This is a genomic window from Streptomyces caatingaensis, from assembly GCF_001187435.1.
Classification (GTDB): Bacteria; Actinomycetota; Actinomycetes; order Streptomycetales; family Streptomycetaceae; genus Streptomyces; species Streptomyces caatingaensis.
Map to the genome: position 1 here is coordinate 657916 of NZ_LFXA01000017.1, position 15820 is coordinate 673735.

At 72.2% G+C, this 15820-nt stretch carries 16 protein-coding genes, 3 tRNA genes and 2 pseudogenes; 14 read left to right on the forward strand and 7 right to left on the reverse strand.

The window, feature by feature from the left end; genetic code table 11:
• Positions 1 to 111: 111 nt before the first annotated feature.
• The 3 genes from AC230_RS25320 to AC230_RS25330 all read left to right on the forward strand — a co-directional run bounded on the left by AC230_RS25320 (position 112) and on the right by AC230_RS25330 (position 1846).
• On the forward strand, positions 112 to 504 hold the full coding sequence (locus tag AC230_RS25320) for a YccF domain-containing protein (RefSeq protein ID WP_049718617.1): 393 nt from the start codon (positions 112 to 114) through the stop codon (positions 502 to 504).
• Positions 505 to 575: 71 nt separating this feature from the next.
• Entirely contained in the window at positions 576 to 1214 is a 639-nt protein-coding gene (locus AC230_RS32765; protein ID WP_157868657.1) for a hypothetical protein, read from the forward strand.
• A 161-nt stretch (positions 1215 to 1375) separates the two neighbouring features.
• The gene (locus AC230_RS25330; protein WP_049718904.1) at positions 1376 to 1846 is read left to right on the forward strand and encodes a DUF3574 domain-containing protein; all 471 of its coding nucleotides are present in this window, start codon (positions 1376 to 1378) and stop codon (positions 1844 to 1846) included.
• A gap of 296 nt (positions 1847 to 2142) precedes the next feature.
• Here AC230_RS25330 and AC230_RS31505 read toward each other — a convergent pair.
• Positions 2143 to 2618 (reverse strand): annotated as a pseudogene (locus tag AC230_RS31505) (hypothetical protein).
• A gap of 30 nt (positions 2619 to 2648) precedes the next feature.
• Complete coding sequence (locus AC230_RS25335; RefSeq protein WP_241833359.1) at positions 2649 to 3512, reverse strand: NsdA family TPR-like regulatory protein; 864 nt, start codon at positions 3510 to 3512, stop codon at positions 2649 to 2651.
• A 182-nt stretch (positions 3513 to 3694) separates the two neighbouring features.
• Here AC230_RS25335 and AC230_RS32770 point away from each other — a divergent pair, with 182 nt between their 5' ends.
• Complete coding sequence (locus tag AC230_RS32770) at positions 3695 to 4033, forward strand: DUF7848 domain-containing protein (protein WP_049718618.1); 339 nt, start codon at positions 3695 to 3697, stop codon at positions 4031 to 4033.
• 615 nt (positions 4034 to 4648) lie between these two features.
• Here AC230_RS32770 and AC230_RS25345 read toward each other — a convergent pair.
• The gene (locus AC230_RS25345; protein ID WP_049718619.1) at positions 4649 to 5149 is read right to left on the reverse strand and encodes a hypothetical protein; all 501 of its coding nucleotides are present in this window, start codon (positions 5147 to 5149) and stop codon (positions 4649 to 4651) included.
• A gap of 244 nt (positions 5150 to 5393) precedes the next feature.
• Between AC230_RS25345 and AC230_RS25350 the strand changes: the two genes are divergently transcribed.
• Complete coding sequence (locus tag AC230_RS25350) at positions 5394 to 6341, forward strand: site-specific integrase (RefSeq protein WP_078871558.1); 948 nt, start codon at positions 5394 to 5396, stop codon at positions 6339 to 6341.
• A gap of 20 nt (positions 6342 to 6361) precedes the next feature.
• Here the strand turns inward: AC230_RS25350 and AC230_RS25355 are convergent, their stop codons facing one another.
• Positions 6362 to 6850: a YajQ family cyclic di-GMP-binding protein gene (locus AC230_RS25355; RefSeq protein WP_049718620.1), complete on the reverse strand. Its 489-nt coding sequence runs from the start codon at positions 6848 to 6850 to the stop codon at positions 6362 to 6364.
• Between the two features lie 237 nt (positions 6851 to 7087).
• Between AC230_RS25355 and AC230_RS25360 the strand changes: the two genes are divergently transcribed.
• Positions 7088 to 7169: transfer RNA gene (locus AC230_RS25360), tRNA-Tyr, on the forward strand.
• A gap of 92 nt (positions 7170 to 7261) precedes the next feature.
• Here the strand turns inward: AC230_RS25360 and AC230_RS25365 are convergent.
• Positions 7262 to 7924 (reverse strand): NAD(P)H-binding protein, encoded by a 663-nt coding sequence (locus AC230_RS25365; RefSeq protein WP_049718621.1) that lies wholly within the window; start codon positions 7922 to 7924, stop codon positions 7262 to 7264.
• A gap of 32 nt (positions 7925 to 7956) precedes the next feature.
• Complete coding sequence (locus AC230_RS25370) at positions 7957 to 9237, reverse strand: amidohydrolase family protein (RefSeq protein WP_049718622.1); 1281 nt, start codon at positions 9235 to 9237, stop codon at positions 7957 to 7959.
• Between the two features lie 224 nt (positions 9238 to 9461).
• Between AC230_RS25370 and AC230_RS25375 the strand changes: the two genes are divergently transcribed.
• From AC230_RS25375 to AC230_RS25410, 8 genes are all read left to right on the forward strand, one after another.
• A tRNA-Thr gene (locus tag AC230_RS25375) sits at positions 9462 to 9534 on the forward strand.
• Positions 9535 to 9585: 51 nt separating this feature from the next.
• Positions 9586 to 9658: transfer RNA gene (locus tag AC230_RS25380), tRNA-Met, on the forward strand.
• 85 nt (positions 9659 to 9743) lie between these two features.
• Positions 9744 to 9908, forward strand: a complete 165-nt coding sequence (gene rpmG / locus AC230_RS25385) for a 50S ribosomal protein L33 (RefSeq protein ID WP_004571794.1) — start codon at positions 9744 to 9746, stop codon at positions 9906 to 9908.
• Positions 9909 to 9990: 82 nt separating this feature from the next.
• Entirely contained in the window at positions 9991 to 10443 is a 453-nt protein-coding gene (locus AC230_RS25390; protein ID WP_049718623.1) for a MaoC family dehydratase N-terminal domain-containing protein, read from the forward strand.
• On the forward strand, positions 10443 to 10877 hold the full coding sequence (locus AC230_RS25395; RefSeq protein WP_049718624.1) for a MaoC family dehydratase: 435 nt from the start codon (positions 10443 to 10445) through the stop codon (positions 10875 to 10877). The genes AC230_RS25390 and AC230_RS25395 overlap by 1 nt, the downstream gene beginning before the upstream one ends.
• Before the next feature lie 54 nt (positions 10878 to 10931).
• Positions 10932 to 11474 (forward strand): TetR/AcrR family transcriptional regulator, encoded by a 543-nt coding sequence (locus tag AC230_RS25400; RefSeq protein WP_198535604.1) that lies wholly within the window; start codon positions 10932 to 10934, stop codon positions 11472 to 11474.
• A gap of 102 nt (positions 11475 to 11576) precedes the next feature.
• Positions 11577 to 12992 carry an MFS transporter gene (locus tag AC230_RS25405; protein ID WP_049718626.1) on the forward strand — a complete coding sequence of 472 codons (1416 nt, stop codon included), beginning with the start codon at positions 11577 to 11579 and terminating at the stop codon, positions 12990 to 12992.
• A gap of 24 nt (positions 12993 to 13016) precedes the next feature.
• Positions 13017 to 14072, forward strand: a complete 1056-nt coding sequence (locus AC230_RS25410; protein WP_049718627.1) for a UDP-N-acetylmuramate dehydrogenase — start codon at positions 13017 to 13019, stop codon at positions 14070 to 14072.
• 704 nt (positions 14073 to 14776) lie between these two features.
• Here the strand turns inward: AC230_RS25410 and AC230_RS31515 are convergent.
• Positions 14777 to 15793 (reverse strand): annotated as a pseudogene (locus tag AC230_RS31515) (adenosine deaminase); the annotation flags it as partial.
• Positions 15794 to 15820 lie beyond the last annotated feature (27 nt).

Consider the following 15820-nt stretch of genomic DNA (forward strand, 5'->3'; position numbering starts at 1 on the left):
GCCCGCACCACCCGCCGTCCCCCCGCCTCACCTGCGGAAAGGGAGGCAACCGCGCGTCACTGCCCCGGCGTCTCAGTGGCCGGAGAATCATTCGCGTGGAAGGCTGTTTTCATGAGGCTCATCCTGAACGTCATCTGGCTGGTCCTCTGCGGCTTCTGGATGGCGATCGGCTATGCCGTCGCGGGAATCATCTGCTGCATCCTGATCATCACCATCCCCTTCGGCATCGCCTCCTTCCGTATCGCCTCCTACGCGCTGTGGCCGTTCGGCCGGACGACGGTGGAGCGGCGGGACGCCGGTGCGGGTTCGCTGATCGGGAACGTGATCTGGATCGTCTTCGCGGGCTGGTGGCTGGCACTGGGCCACATCGTCACCGGGATCGCGCTCTGCTGCTCGATCATCGGGATCCCGCTGGGGATCGCCAACTTCAAGCTGATCCCGGTCTCCCTCATGCCGCTGGGCCGCGAGATCGTCCCGACGGACGCGCCGTTCGCGACGCGCTGACGGCGCCGGCGCCCGGCGGTGCGGGCGGCCGCCGGAGCCCCGTTGTCAGTGGTGGGTGAGAGGATCGGTTCATGGCTTTTTCCATCGAGATCGTCCGTGATGCGGACGACGAGCGCACCCTCGCGGTCGTCCTGGGCCACGACACGGACACCCACGCCCTCGCCGGGTCGGTGACCCTGCTCGACCTGGGCGCCGAGGACCCCGCCCTCCGGATCGTCGCGCTGCCGGAGGTGCCCCGCGAGGCCCTGGTGCCCCTGATGCGGGAGGCGGCGGCCGTGGCGCGGGAGGCCGGTGGGACGGTCCTGCGGTGGGTCACGGAGTCCGAGGAGGAGGAGCGCCCGGCGCTGGAGGAGCTCGGCGCCGTCGAGGGCGACGAGGTCCACCGCTGGTGGCGGCTGGAAACGACCCCCACCGGCCCCGCCCCGGACGCCGCCCCCGCCTTCCGCGTGACGCGCGAAGACGCCCTGTTCGACGTCGAGTTCGAGGGCGACACGGCGATCCTGGCGCACGACCGCGTGGAGGACGGCACCGTCGCCGGCCTCACCGAGCTCGTCACCGCCGCCCTGGAGAAGGTCCTCGCCGAGCACCCGGGCACGCGCGAGGTCCTCGCCTACTCCGGCCCCGACGACGACGTCCTCAACTCGGCGCTGTCGGCGGCCGGTTTCGCCCGGACGCCCCGGCGGGCCGTCGAATACGGCCTGCCCCTGTAGCGGGCACGCCGCCCCGGCGGCGGGACGGCCACGGGCAGACGGTTTTCGGCCGACCTCGCGCCTTTCCCGGCCAAGCTCCCCGGCTCACAGCAGAGTTGGGGAGCCGCGCACCGTTCCGCGCGGCCCGTACGGAACGGAAGGGAACCGCCCACGTGCCCCTCATGCCCCTCAGCAAACCGCGGCTGCGCGCCGCCGCCGTGACCACCGCCGCCGTCCTCGCCGTGGGGGCACCCACCGCGTACGCCGCCCTCGACCCCGGCGGCGACCCGTCGACGACCGCGCGGTCCGCGGCCGTGCGCGGCAAGCCCTACATCGGCACGCACCTCTACTTCGGCACCGGCCGCCCCGACGGCAAGCCGGATGTGACGGAGAAGCAGTTCCTGGCCTTCGTCACCAAGACCGTCACCCCGAGATTCCCCGAGGGCCTGACCATCGAGGACGCCCGCGGCCAGTGGCGCGACGCCAAGGGCGTGGTCATCCGCGAACGCTCCTACGAACTGACGCTGCTCTACCCGAAGTCACAGGCGCGGGCCAAGGACGCGGGCATCGAGGCGATCCGCTCCGCCTACAAGAAGGAGTTCCGCCAGGAGTCGGTGATGCGGGCGGACGAGCCGGCGAACGTCGACTTCTGAGCCGCCCCTCCCGGCGGCGGACGAGGGCGCGCCGCGGAAGGTCGGAAACCTTCCCCGGCGCGCCCTCGTGTCAGGGGGGCAAGCTCCCCGTCGTCAGCGGTAGTTGGCGAGCCGCCCGCTTGATCGTCTGACCTGCACGGACGCCAGGAGATGTGCCCTGACCTGTGAAAACTACTTTCGGTAGTTGTCGCGATTTTCCGCGGCTTTCTGGGGTCCTGTGCCCTCGCTGTGCCCTCGACCGCGTGCCGTCCAACGGCTGTGCGAGGGGAGGCGAGGGCACTCTGCGTGCTGACTTCTCAGTCCCGGGTCGCTCCTGCCGGCCACAGCACGCGCACAGGCACACCTGTCCGGTGGGCGTAGGCGACCACGTCGCCGTTCCGCCGTAGCCCCGGGCAGGCTGGCTGTCCCACACCGCGAGCACTTCGGCAACGAGGCCGACGAGTAGTTCGCTGCCCGCCATGTGTGCCTCAGAGGTGGACTCGGCGAGACCGGTGTGGTGAACGTCCGAGGCGCGGCCGAGGAGTTCGTCATAGGTCTCGTGGTGCCAGTCGGGCAGGCCGTTCCGGTATTCCGCCGCGGGAACGACGACTTCGACGCGTCCCCCGTGATCGGGCACCGCCCGGACGAACCGGGAATCCGGGCCGTCCGCAATGCAGCTCACGCCCACCAGTTCAACGGGCGGGTACGCCTTGACGGCATCGGTGAGTTGCTGCCGCACCTGTTGTTCGACCTTGTCGGTCAACCCTCGGTGGCCGGTGATGCCGATCCTCACCTGTCCCCCTCGTTCACAGGTAGGTGTCGTTCAGCCACACATCGAAGTCACGGAAGTCGCCGGCGGCGCTGCGGACGAGTAGCCCCGCCGAAAGGTCCGGGCGCGCTCGGCCACCCTGCCGGAGCGTAGCCGCAGGCCAGTGTCGAGCGCCTGGGTTGCGAGACCGAAGGCAACGTCGAGTTGACCCGCGCTCATGTACCCGGCGGCCACGTCCAGTGTGAGCAGCGCTCGCTGTTTCTCGTGGCTCGACGACAGGGCGGCCGATGCGTCGGCGAGGGACGACTGCACCCACCGAGGACGCGCCAACCGGGCGCCGCAGGTCACCCGAGCCGCCGCGATCTTGCGTTCGTCGAAGGCGAAGACCCACGGCCATGGTGGCGCCGTATCCGCCGTCATCCGGGCCACCGCCGCAGCACTTGCCAGTAGGGCACGGTCGGCGGCCCGCTCGTCACCGGCCGTGGCGTGTGCGACCGCCTTGAGGGAAGAGAGCCACGCCGCCGCAATCGGTGGCCGTTCCGATCCAAGTTGCCGCCTCGCCGAGCGAATCAGGGAAAGCCCCTGTGCACAGTTGCCGTACTCGACCTCGAACTGAGCCAAGCTGCCCTGCTGGTAAGCGATCAACAGCGGATCGCCGGCACGGCGCGCGGCCTTGATCGCTGCGCCGTACCACGTGCGGGCTGAACCTCGGTCGGACATGTCCCAGCTCAACCAGCCGACGAGGCTTGCAACCCCGCTTCGGAGGTTGCGCCGTTCCACCGCATCGCTTCCGTCTGTGCACTGGCCCGGTGCTGCGCCACTGTCGGCAAGGCCGACCAGCCGGAGCGGGATGCCGAGATGGTGCGCTGCCCGGGCGAGGGCGGTCATGTCGTACTCGCCCGTGCCGCGCTTCTCCAAGCGTAATGTCGGACCAATTCATTGGTTCCTGTCCCTCTCACGGTAGGCAGGGGAGACCGGATACGCGACCCTGCGTACCCGCCTGCTGCATACCGGTATGAGGGTCCGCATGAATGCGGCGTAGCCATGCGCCACAGCGGTTCGCTCGTCTCACGCAACAACAGGTCTGAGGAGCAACCGACATGGCGATGACCGTACGCCGCTGGTACCGGCACGCCGAGTGGACCACCATGCAGGACCCGAACACCGCTGAAGTGTTCTCCCTTGAGTGCAGCGAGCAGGGCTGCGGGGCCGAGTTCAGCGTCAAGGACGGTCAGTCCGAGGTCGAGAGCTGGAAGTACCAGCACACGATCAGCACGGGGCATCGGCGGTTCTGGGAGACGTACGGGCGGTCCGTGCTCGTCGGGCCTCCGCCGGGCGCCATCGTCGCCGGCGAGATCGTCGGCCACGAAAGGGCCGTTGACTCCTCCGGAAGCCGCGGCCGGCCCGTCCTCGAGCGGGTCCACGGCGCGACCGGCTAGAGCCCCTGCCCCTCTGCGGTCGAGCCCGGGTGAGGCTCCCCCCCCCGGCGGCGGGACAGGGCCGTCCGTCCGGCTGCACGGGGGACAGCCGGACGGCTCCAGGCTCCGCCCTCGCCAGGTGATCGGGTGATGTGCCTCTTGCTCACTACGAACTCCTGCCAAGGGGGCGGGTACTACGCCCGCCTGGTTGTCCTCGTGGCCGTCGATGGCCGGGCGGGTCAGCAAGTGCAGTGCACCACTCCAACGTAAGGAGAGCGGCACTATGCGCACAGCAGTCAAGACGCGGACGCGAGATCCGCGCATCATCCTCAACGCGGTACAGGAACGAGTGCCGCACCTTGTCGCCGACGTCGGCGTATCGGACCTGTGGAAGAGGGAAGTTGCGCTTCCCCTCCGCGACGGCGTGGCAGTCCGCAGCCTGGCAGAACGCATCCTTGGCCAGGGCATCGCGTACCTGATCACGGCCGCGGTGCCTTTCTTTCGAACAGATGGGCGGTGCTTCGTGGGGGACGGCTCGCAGCGTGGTGTACGTCCCTGCGCCGTCCCCGGATGGGCCCATTCCGCCCGTCGGGCGCCGTGATGTGGCGGACGGCGTCGGTGCCCGGTTCGAGAACGTCATGGTCCGAGATCCATGATCTCCCCGCATGTGGCGCGTCCGGAGGCTGATGCTGATGTGTTGGCGTGACCGAGCCAGGTGAGGGCGCTGGTCGTCATCCATGCCCATTGCTTGGCCACTGGTGAAACACCCACATGGGTACCGAATTGATACGACATGAGCCGGAGAGCCTGGACGTCGGCCATGCCGTCGGCCGACAGCTCGGGCAGCGAGGCGAACAGTTCGTGATGCGGGCGCGTATGGACCGCCTCGGCGACAGCAGTAGCGCGGATTGCTCGTAAGTCACTGGTGGCAGCGATCGGCCGGTCGAAACTGATCGAGTGGAGGCCAAGACAGATGAGCGCCTGAGCCTTTGTGTCAATGTCCTCGGCCTTTGTCTCCCACCCCTGATACCAGCGGTGGATCCGCTCACGCAGCGCTGCGTCACGCATGGCTAGGTCGAAGACATGAGAGCCGAAGTTCCGGCAGAACTGCCACCGTTGCTCATTGCTGATCGTCACTGCTGGCCTCCGGTCGCTGTGGGAGCGAGCGCCGCCTCGCTCTCACAGCATTCCGGTGGCACGCAAAGACGGGAAGGGGGTGTTCAGGCGCACTTGACGTTGAGGAGCGAACTGTCCGCGTATCCTGTCTTCTGAGACCCGCCGTCGGTGATCGTGACCCAGGTCCTCGACATGTAACTCCAGTCGATGTGCGCGGGTTCCGCTCGCCCGCGGCCAGACCGGAACGGATCGCGGCCTTGGCCTCGTGGTCCGACAGCCCGGCGTGCCGGGCCGCGCCGGCGAGCACGTCGGCGACCTGGGCGCGGTTGAGGCGCCCGGCAGCGCACAGGGTGCCGAGGCTGAACGCGGCACGGTTCAGCGTGCCGTTCCGGGTGCCGGGCTCCGCCTCGGCGACGGTGCGCAGTTCGGCCTCGACGGCGGCGGCCACGTACCCGCTGCCCATGCGGCGGGAGCGACAGGGAAGGGCGACGCGGGGCCGCTCGGGGCGTACCCGGTCACCCTGCTTGCGGCAGCGTCCGGGCTGCGTCAGGGCGAGGTGTTCGGGCCCGAGGCCGAACATGTCGACTTTCTGCGCCGCGAGGTGAGGGTGCAGCAACAGCCCATGACCCCGGAAGAGGGCGTGCCTTACCTCGGTGGGCCGAAGACGCACGAGAGTCATCGCACCGTGCCGCTCGCCAAGTCGGCTATTGGCGCTCTTGCGGCGCATCTCGAGCGGTACCCCGTCGTCGAGACGGAGACCGAGGATCGCACGAACCCGCGTAAGCCGCGCAGGCGTAAGGCTCGGCTGCTGTTCCTCAACGAGCACAACGAGCCTGTGCGGCGTGACGGTTGGGCGCACGTCTGGCGGCGGATGGTAGGCAACGCGAACAAGGCGCTCACTGCGGCGCATGGTCGCGCCCACGCGACGTGGGTCAGGAAAGGGAAACCGGATGGGCAGGTGCCAGAACTCTTGCAGATCCCCGAAGGAACGAGCATGCACGACCTGCGCCACTTCTACGCGTCGCTGCTGATCGAGCACCGCGAGAACGTCAAGACAGTGCAGAAGCGACTCGGCCACGCCAAGCCGTCGATCACGCTCGATACCTGCACGCATCTGTGGCCGGACGACGAGGACACAACGAGGGCCGCCGTCGAGGAAGTCCTCGGCGATGTGCCCCCGTTGTGCCCTCCCCGCCGCGCCTATGGAGCATAACCGCAGGTCAGCGCCCTAGATCAGCGATAGTTGACGAACTGGAGGGCGAAGTCCAGGTCCTTGCCCTTCAGCAGCGCGATGACGGCCTGGAGGTCGTCGCGGCTCTTGGAGGAGACGCGCAGCTCGTCGCCCTGGACCTGGGCCTTGACGCCCTTGGGGCCCTCATCGCGGATGATCTTGGCGACCTTCTTCGCGTTCTCCTGGGAGATGCCCTCCTGGAGGGACGCGAAGATCTTGTACTCCTTGCCGGAGAGCTGCGGCTCGCCGGCCTCCAGCGCCTTCAGCGAGATGCCCCGCTTGATGAGCTTGGACTGGAAGATGTCGAGGACCGCCTTGACGCGTTCCTCGCCGTTGGCGCGCATCTCGATCTTGTCGCCGGACCAGGCGATCGAGGCGCCGACGCCCTTGAAGTCGTAGCGCGTCGAGATCTCCTTGGCGGCCTGGTTGAGGGCGTTGTCGACCTCCTGCCGCTCGACCTTCGAGACGATGTCGAAACTGGAGTCGGCCATATTGAGTTGGCTCCTCGTACGTAGATTTCCGTCAGGGGGCGCGGCGTGGGGGCGTCCCGTGGGAGCGCCGCCCGGCGGCGGCGCCGGGCCGGGCCGGGGACGGCCGCCCCGCAAGCCTAGTCACCCGGGGGCGGATCGGGCGGCTGCGAACCGAGTGGCGGAGCACCCCTGGTCATCGGGTATGGTTTACGTCGTTGCCCCGGGGACTCGAAAGGGAATCCGAGGCGACGGACCCATGGCGGTGTGCCCGAGTGGCCAATGGGAGCGGACTGTAAATCCGTCGGCTTAGCCTACCCAGGTTCGAATCCTGGCGCCGCCACCGGTTGAGGCCCCGTCCTTTCGAGGACGGGGCTTTTCCGTATGCCCGGACGATGCCCGGCCATGCCCGGACGTGCCCGGGCCGGTGCGGTCTCAGCCCGCGGCGACGGCCCGGACGGCCGCGTCCACCGGTACGTCCCCGCCGATCAGTTCCAGCGTGCGGCCGGCCGTGCGCGGCTCGTCGAGCAGGGCCAGGAGGACGGCCGCGACGTCGTCGCGGGTGACCTCGCCGCGGCCGGTGGCCTCGCCCAGGGCGACCAGGCCCGTGCCGGGCTCGTCGGTCAGCCGGCCGGGGCGCAGGACCGTCCAGTCCAGGCCGGGCCGGGAGCGGACGTCCGCGTCGGCCGCGCCCTTGGCGCGCAGGTAGGCGGCGAAGACGGGGTCGGTGCCGGCCGGGGGCTCGCGGTCGGCGCCCATCGCGGAGACGACGAGGAGGCGGCGGACGCCGGCGGCCTCGGCGGCGTCGGCGAAGAGCACGGCGGCGGCCCGGTCCACGGTGTCCTTGCGGGCGGCCCCGCTGCCCGGGCCCGCACCGGCCGCGAAGACGGCCGCGTCGGCGCCCTCCAGGTGCCGGGCGACGTCGGCGACGGACGCCGACTCCAGGTCGCAGACGACGGGTTCGGCCCCGGCGGCGAGCAGGTCGCCCGCCTGTTCGGGCCGGCGGACGACGCCGGCCACCTCGTCCCCGCGCGCGGCGAGCAACCGCTCCAGCCGCAGCGCGATCTGTCCATGTCCACCAGCGATCACAATGCGCATGATCCGACCGTACGCCGGGGCGCCGGGCGGGGTCAGGAGGGCGGTTCGCCGCCGCGCGGCGACTGCCGGGGCAGCTCCAGGGCGGTCGTGCCGGCGCAGTGGCGGAACTCGCGGATCGCGCTCGTGCGGGCGACCACCCGGCCGCGGTGCACCACCAGGCGGCTGTAGCCGAGCGAGAGCACGCCGGCGATGCCGCCGCCGCGCACGGCCAGCAGCTCGGCCGGGAAGCCGGCCTCCACCCGCACCTCGGCGAGGCCCATGGCCTCCCGCGCCCGGCCGCTGACGGCCTCGTACGCCTCCTCGGGGGCCAGTTCGCCGCGCGAGGCGAGCAGGAAGGCGGCCTCCAGCGGGTCGCCGCGGCCGACCGGGTTGGCCGCGTCGCGGACGGCCCCGCTGCCGGCGGTGACGCGGACGCCCGCGGCGCGCAGCAGCCGGACCGGCGCGGACCGGGAGACGCGGTGCCGGGTCCGCGCGGTGAGGGCGCAGTCGCCCTGCGGCAGGCAGGCCACGGTCACCCCGGCGGCGGCGAGCTGCTCGGCGGCGCGCACGGCGGTCTCGCGGGGCAGCCGGGCGAGGCCGCCGCAGGGGCCGAGGGTGACGGCCGGGCGCAGCCCGCCCGCCATCGCGGCCAGCCGGGCCAGCCGGGGCGGGTCGTCGGCGTCGGTGTGCAGGTCGACGGCGCAGCCGTGCTCGGCGGCGACCCGCAGGACGGCCTCGGCGTAGCCGGTGGGGTCGGGGTCGAGGTCGGGACAGCCGCCGACGGCGGTGGCGCCCATCTTGACCGCGTCCCGGAGCAAGGCCAGGCCGTCGGCGCCGGCGACGCCGGTGAGCAGCCGGGGGACGGCGACGGCGGTCAGGTCGGTGAGTTCGCGCAGGGTGCGCCGGGCGGCGAGGACGCCCTCGAGCGCGCGCAGGCCCTGGACGTCGCCGATGCGGACGTGCGAGCGCACGGCGGTGGCGCCGTGCCCGAGCTGGAGCAGGGCGGCCTCGGTGACGCGCCGCTGGACGTCCTCGACGCCGTCGGGGACGGGGCCGTCGAGGTCGGCGGTGAGCGCGGTGTCGCAGTGCGCGTGGGGGTCGGCGGGGGCGGGCAGGAGGAGGTAGCCGGAGAGGTCGCAGCGCACTCCCGGGGCGAGGCTGCCGGCCGTGCCGACGGCCTCGATGCGGCCGCCGCTGAGGCGGACGTCCACGACGCGGCCGTCGGCGAGGTGTGCGTCACACAGCACCAGGGGGTTCTCGCCGGGGCCGCCGCCGGGCGGGGACGTGGCGTCGCCGTCGGGGTTGCGTGCGGGCTGCGGCTGGTTGTCGGGCATTGCGCTCCTACGGGCCGGGGCAGGCGTTCACGCAGCGTGGTCCGAGCGTAGGCCGCGTACGGAGCGGGTTCGGGGAGGGCGGCGACGGGCGGGCAATAGTCGTACCGGAGTGGTCCGGGAGGCGTACGGGGCGGTGCCGCGCGGGGCCCGGCGGGGCGTCGGGACGGGGGCCGCCCGATCGGATTTCACCTTCGGCCGCAGACCGTGTAATGTCTTCCTCGCTCGCCCCAATAGCTCAGTCGGCAGAGCGTCTCCATGGTAAGGAGAAGGTCAACGGTTCGATTCCGTTTTGGGGCTCTGGTGTGAGAGGTTTCCCCGCCTTCGGGCGGGGAAGTTCTCCCGCATCACAGCGGTGTAGCTCAGTCGGTAGAGCAAGCGGCTCATAATCGCTGTGTCACCGGTTCAAGTCCGGTCACCGCTACACATAGTAGCCGATTGCGGGGTCGGTCCTCCGATCGGCTACTCTTGTCTGCGTTTAATCCGTCCATCCGTCAAGGAGCACTCACGTGGCTGCCACCGACGTCCGCCCGAAGATCACGCTGGCCTGCGTGGAGTGCAAGGAGCGGAACTACATCACCAAGAAGAACCGGCGCAACGACCCGGACCGTCTTGAGATGAAGAAGCACTGCCCGCGTTGCAACGCGCACACCGCGCACCGCGAAACGCGATAAACGCAACAGCCTGTTCATGAGGCCGTCCCCGTTTCCCGGGGGCGGCCTCGTGGCGTATCCCCACCCAGGAGGTGCCGAGCCGATGGCGCTCGACCAGTCCTTCGTCGGACGGACCTATCCGGCCACCGCGCCCTACGAGGTCGGCCGGGAGAAGATCCGCGAATTCGCCGAGGCCATCGGCGACGCGAACCCGGCGTACACCGATCCGGCCGCCGCCCGGGCGCTCGGGTACCCGGACGTGATCGCTCCGCCGACCTTCGTGTTCGCCGTCACGTTCAAGGCCGCCGGCGAGGTGATCCAGGACCCGCAGCTGGGCCTGGACTACAGCCGGGTCGTCCACGGCGACCAGCGCTTCGCGTACACCCGCCCGGTCCGCGCGGGGGACCGGCTGACGGTCACCTCCACCATCGAGAAGATCAAGTCGATGGCGGGCAGCGATTTCCTGACCATTCGCGGCGAGGTGCACGACGAGCGCGGTGAGCACGTCGTGACCGCCCACACGATGCTGGTGGCGCGCGCCGCCGAGGAGGCGTGATGACGGCCCGGATCTCCTACGACGACGTCGAGGTCGGCACCGAGCTGCCCGCGGCGGAGTTCCCCGTGACGCGCGACACCCTGGTGCGCTACGCCGGTGCCTCGGGGGACTTCAACCCGATCCACTGGAACGAGAAGTTCGCCAAGGAGGTCGGTCTTCCGGACGTGATCGCGCACGGCATGTTCACCATGGCCGAGGCGGTCCGCGTGGTCACCGACTGGACGGGCGACCCGGGCGCCGTCGTCGAGTACGGGGTGCGCTTCACCAAGCCGGTCGTCGTGCCCAACGACGAGAAGGGCGCGGTGATCGAGGTCACCGGCAAGGTCGCGGCCAAGCTGGACGACGAGGCGCGGACCGTGCGGGTGGACCTGGTGGCGACCAGCGACGGCCAGAAGGTGCTGGGCATGTCGCGGGCCGTCGTGCGGCTGGCGTAGCCGGGCGGGGCCCGGGGGTTGCCCGACTAGTGATCGATCACTAACCTTTCGTTCATGGTCAGGATGAGCGCGGAGGAGCGGCGCGAGAGCGTCGTCCGGGCGGCGATCGCGGAGTTCGCGCGGGGTGGCTACCACGGCACCTCGACGGAGGCGATCGCCCGCCGGGTGGGGGTCTCCCAGCCCTATCTCTTCCGCCTCTTCCCGGGCAAGCAGGCGATCTTCCTCGCCGCGGTCGAGCGCTGCCAGCAGGAGATCCTGCGCACCTTCGAGGAGGCGTCCGAGGGGGTCGCCCCGGAGGACGCCAAGCGCACGATGGGCCTGGCCTACGAGGACCTGATCGCGCGCGACCGGGACACGCTGCTGATGCTGCTCCAGATGTGCGTCGCGGTGGCCGCCGCGGAGGCGGCGGGCGACATGGAGTTCGGCCGCCCGATCCGGGCCGGCTGGGAGAAGCTGCGGGACCACGTGCACGCCGCGCTCGGCGGCGACGCCAAGGCGTCGTCCCGGTTCATGGGGCACGGGATGCTCATCAACGCCCTGGTGTCCCTGGGTTTCCCCACGGATCACCGGGTCTGGGACGGGCTGCCGCAGGAGTGACCCCGCCCCGCACGCCGGGCGGCGCGTCCCGCCGCCCGTGTTTTCCGGCTTCTTTTTTGGCTCGCAAAGTTAGTGACTGATTAATAACTCTCAGGGGGAGAGATGGAACGTCACGCCGCCCGCCGGGCCGGCTGGGCCCTGGCGATCTCCGGCGCCGCCGGCTTCATGGCCGCGCTCGACAACCTCGTCGTCACCACCGCGCTGCCCTCCGTCCGCGCCGACCTCGGCGGCACGCCGGCGGACCTCGAATGGACGGTCAGCGCCTACACGCTCACCTACGCCGTGCTCCTGATGTCCGGTGCCGCGCTCGGCGACCGGTTCGGCCGCCGCCGCCTGTTCACCCTCGGGGTGCTCCTCTTCACCGCCGCCTCCGCCGCCGCGGCCCTGGCCCCCGGCATCGAGGCCCTGATCGCCGCCCGCGCCGTCCAGGGCGCCGGCGCCGCGGTCATGACACCGATCGGACTCACCCTGCTCACCGCCGCCACCCCGCCCGAGCGGCGCGGCACCGCCTTCGGCGTCTGGGGCGCCGTCAACGGCCTCGCCGTGGCCACCGGACCGCTCATCGGCGGCGGCCTGACCGAACACCTCTCCTGGCACTGGATCTTCTGGCTCAACGTGCCCGTCGGCCTCCTGCTGGTACCGCTCGTCCGGCTGCGCATGGCCGAGTCGTACGCCCCGGACGCCCGCCTCGACGTCCGGGGGACGCTCCTGGTCAGCCCCGGGCTCTTCGGCGTCGTCTTCGCGGTCGTGAACGTCGATGCCCATGGCTGGACCAGCGGCCGGGTCCTCACCGGCCTGATCGCCGGCGGACTGCTGCTCGTCGCGTTCCTCTGGCACTGCTCCGCCCACGACCGGCCCATGCTGCCGCTGCGGCTCTTCCGCGACAGGGCCTTCAGCGGCGTCAACGCGGCCGGACTGCTGATGTTCTTCGGGATGTTCGGCTCGATCTTCCTGCTCGGCCAGTTCCTGCAGAACGTCGCCGGGTACGCGCCCACCGAGGCCGGGTTGCGCATGCTGCCCTGGACCGGCATGCCCATGCTCGTCGCGCCCCTCGCGGGCCGGCTCGCCGACCGGGTCGGCGGCCGGATCGTCGTCGTCTGCGGACTCGCCCTCCAGGCCACCGGGCTCGTCCTCTACGCGCTGACGATCTCCGCCGACGTCTCGTACGCCGCCCAGCTGCCCGCGCTGATCCTCGGCGGGACCGGCATGGCGCTGTACTTCGCCCCCGCCTCCGCCCTGGTCATGGCCTCGGTGCCGGCCGCCGAACAGGGCATCGCCTCCGGGGCCAACAGCGCCCTGCGCGAGGTGGGCGGCGCGTTCGGCGTCGCCGTGCTCGGCTCGGTCTTCGCCGCGCGCGGCGGCTACGGGTCGCCGCAGCGGTTCGTGGACGGGATCACGCCCGCCCTGTGGATCGGCGCGGCCGGCGTCGCGCTCGCCGCCGTGGCGGCCGCGCTGATCCCGCGCCGGGGCACGGCGCAGGCCGCGCCCGCCCCCGCCCGGGAGCCCGCCGGGGTCTGACGCCCGCCCCGTACCCTTGTCGCCGTGCAGGAACTCCACGACACCCCCCTCGCCCCCCTGACCACCTTCCGCCTCGGCGGCCCCGTCACCCGGCTGATCACGGCCGTCACCGACGACGAGGTGATCGCGGCCGTGCGCGAGGCGGACGACGCCGGTGTGCCGCTGCTGATCATCGGTGGCGGCAGCAACCTCGTGATCTCCGACAAGGGGTTCGAGGGAACCGCCCTGCGCATCGCGACCACCGGCTTCTCGCTCGACGGCACCCGCCTGGAGCTCGCGGCCGGCGAGAACTGGTCCGACGCCGTGGCCCGCACCGTCGAGGCCGGGCTCGCCGGCGTCGAGTGCATGGCCGGGATCCCCGGGTCCGCCGGTGCCACGCCGATCCAGAACGTGGGCGCGTACGGCCAGGAGGTCTCCGCCACGATCACCGAGGTCGTGGCGTACGACCGCCGGGCCCGCGAGGTCGTCGTCCTCCCCAGCGCCGAGTGCGGCTTCTCCTACCGGCACAGCCGCTTCAAGCAGGACCCCTCGCGGTACGTCGTGCTCCGCGTCCGCTTCGCGCTGGAGGACGCGGGCGGGCTCTCGGCGCCCCTGCGCTACGCCGAGACGGCCCGCGCCCTCGGCGTGGCCGCCGGCGACCGCGTGCCGCTGGCCGCCGCCCGCGAGACGGTGCTCCGGCTGCGGGCCGGCAAGGGCATGGTCCTCGACCCCGAGGACCACGACACCTGGTCGGCCGGCTCCTTCTTCACCAACCCCGTGCTGACCGCCGCCGAACACGCGGCGTTCCTCGCGCGGGTGGCGGACCGGCTGGGCGCCGACGTCGCCCCGCCCGCCTACCCTGCCGGGGACGGCCTGGTGAAGACCTCCGCCGCCTGGCTCATCGACAAGGCCGGCTTCACGAAGGGCTACGGCTCCGGCCCCGCCCGCATCTCCACCAAGCACACACTCGCCCTGACGAACCGCGGCTCCGCCACGACGGAGGACCTGCTCGCACTGGCCCGCGAGGTCCGGGACGGCGTGCGGGCCGCGTTCGGAGTGACCCTCGTCAACGAGCCGGTGACGGTGGGCGTCAGCCTGTAGGGGTTCCTCCCCGTTCCCCGGGGCGGGCCCCCTTGCGCACCCCGGGACTCCGCTCCCGGCGTCCCCGCCCCGGCGCCCGGTGCCGCCCGTGGTGCCCCCGCGACGCGCGCGGGGCATCGCCCGCTGGGCGCACGGGGCCACCGCCCGCTGGGTGCGTCGCGGGACGCACCCCGTCGGACGGGTCGCGGGGTGCTCCCGCCGCGCGCGTCGCGGGGCGCAGCCCCGGTGGGATACCGGGGCGAAGCCCCACAAGGGGGCGCAGGGGGCGGAGCCCCGTGGGGGGCAGGGGCGCATCTCCGCATGGGGGTGCAGGGGGCGGAGCCCCCGTGGGGGCGGGGGCGCAGCCCCGGGGTGCCGCCGCGCCGCCGGGCGGTGCCGGGCGGAGGGGCGGAGCCCCGGTGGGGTGCAAGGGCGCAGCCCCGCATGGGAGTGCGGGGGGCCGTAGCCCCCGTGGGGGCGGGGGCGCAGCCCCGGGGTGCCGCCGCGCCGCCGGGCGGTGCCGGGCCGAGGGGCGGAGCCCCGGAAGAAACGGTGGAAGGGCGGGGCGGGGGCGAACCGGAGCGAACCGCAGCGAACGGCGGCGGGCCGGACCGGAGCGGGCCTGACCGGGGCGGACTCGACCGGGCGGACCGGAGCGCCGCGCCCGGACCCGCCCGGACCGAGCCCGCAGGGGCCCGACAAGACCCCTCAGGCCGCCACCCCCCACCCCCCACCCACGCCTCGATCCCCGCCAGCAGGCGGCCCTTCACGTCCGCCGGGGCGACGGAACCCCGCACGGACTGCCGGGCCAGCTCCGCCAGTTCCGCGTCGGTGAAGCCGTGGTGCTCCCGCGCCAGTTCGTACTGCGCGGCGAGGCGGGAGCCGAAGAGGAGGGGGTCGTCGGCCCCGAGGGCTATGGGGACGCCGGCCTCGTACAGGGTCCGCAGCGGGACGTCCGACGGCTTCTCGTAGACGCCGAGGGCGACGTTGGAGGAGGGGCAGACCTCACAGGTCACGCCCTGCTCGGCCAGGCGGCGCAGCAGGCGCGGGTCCTCCGCGGCCCGCACCCCGTGCCCGACCCGCCCGGCGTGCAGGTCGTCCAGGCAGTCCCGGACGCTGCTCGGGCCGGACAGCTCGCCGCCGTGCGGGGCGGCCAGCAGCCCGCCGTCGCGGGCGATCTGGAAGGCGCGGTCGAAGTCGCGCGCCAGGCCGCGCCGTTCGTCGTTGGAGAGCCCGAAGCCGACCACGCCCCGGTCCGCGTAGCGCACCGCGAGCCGGGCCAGGGTCCGGGCGTCGAGCGGGTGCTTCATCCGGTTCGCGGCGACCAGGACGCGGATGCCCAGCCCGGTCTCCCGGGACGCCCGCTCCACCGCGTCCACGATGACCTCCAGGGCCGGGATCAGCCCGCCCAGCCGCGGCGCGTACGACGTCGGGTCCACCTGGATCTCCAGCCAGCCCGAGCCGTCCCGGACGTCCTCCTCGGCGGCCTCCAGGACCAGCCGCTGGATGTCCTCGGGGGAGCGCAGGCAGGAGCGGGCGATGTCGTAGAGCCGCTGGAAGCGGAACCAGCCGCGTTCGTCCGTCGCCCGCAGCTTCGGCGGCTCGCCGCCGCTCAGCGCCTCGGGGAGGTGGACCCCGTACTTGTCGGCCAGCTCCAGCAGGGTCGAGGGCCGCATGGAACCGGTGAAGTGCAGGTGCAGGTGCGCCTTCGGCAGCAGCCGGACGTCGCGTACGTTCTCCATTCCGGGATCCTGCCGCATGGGGCGCGC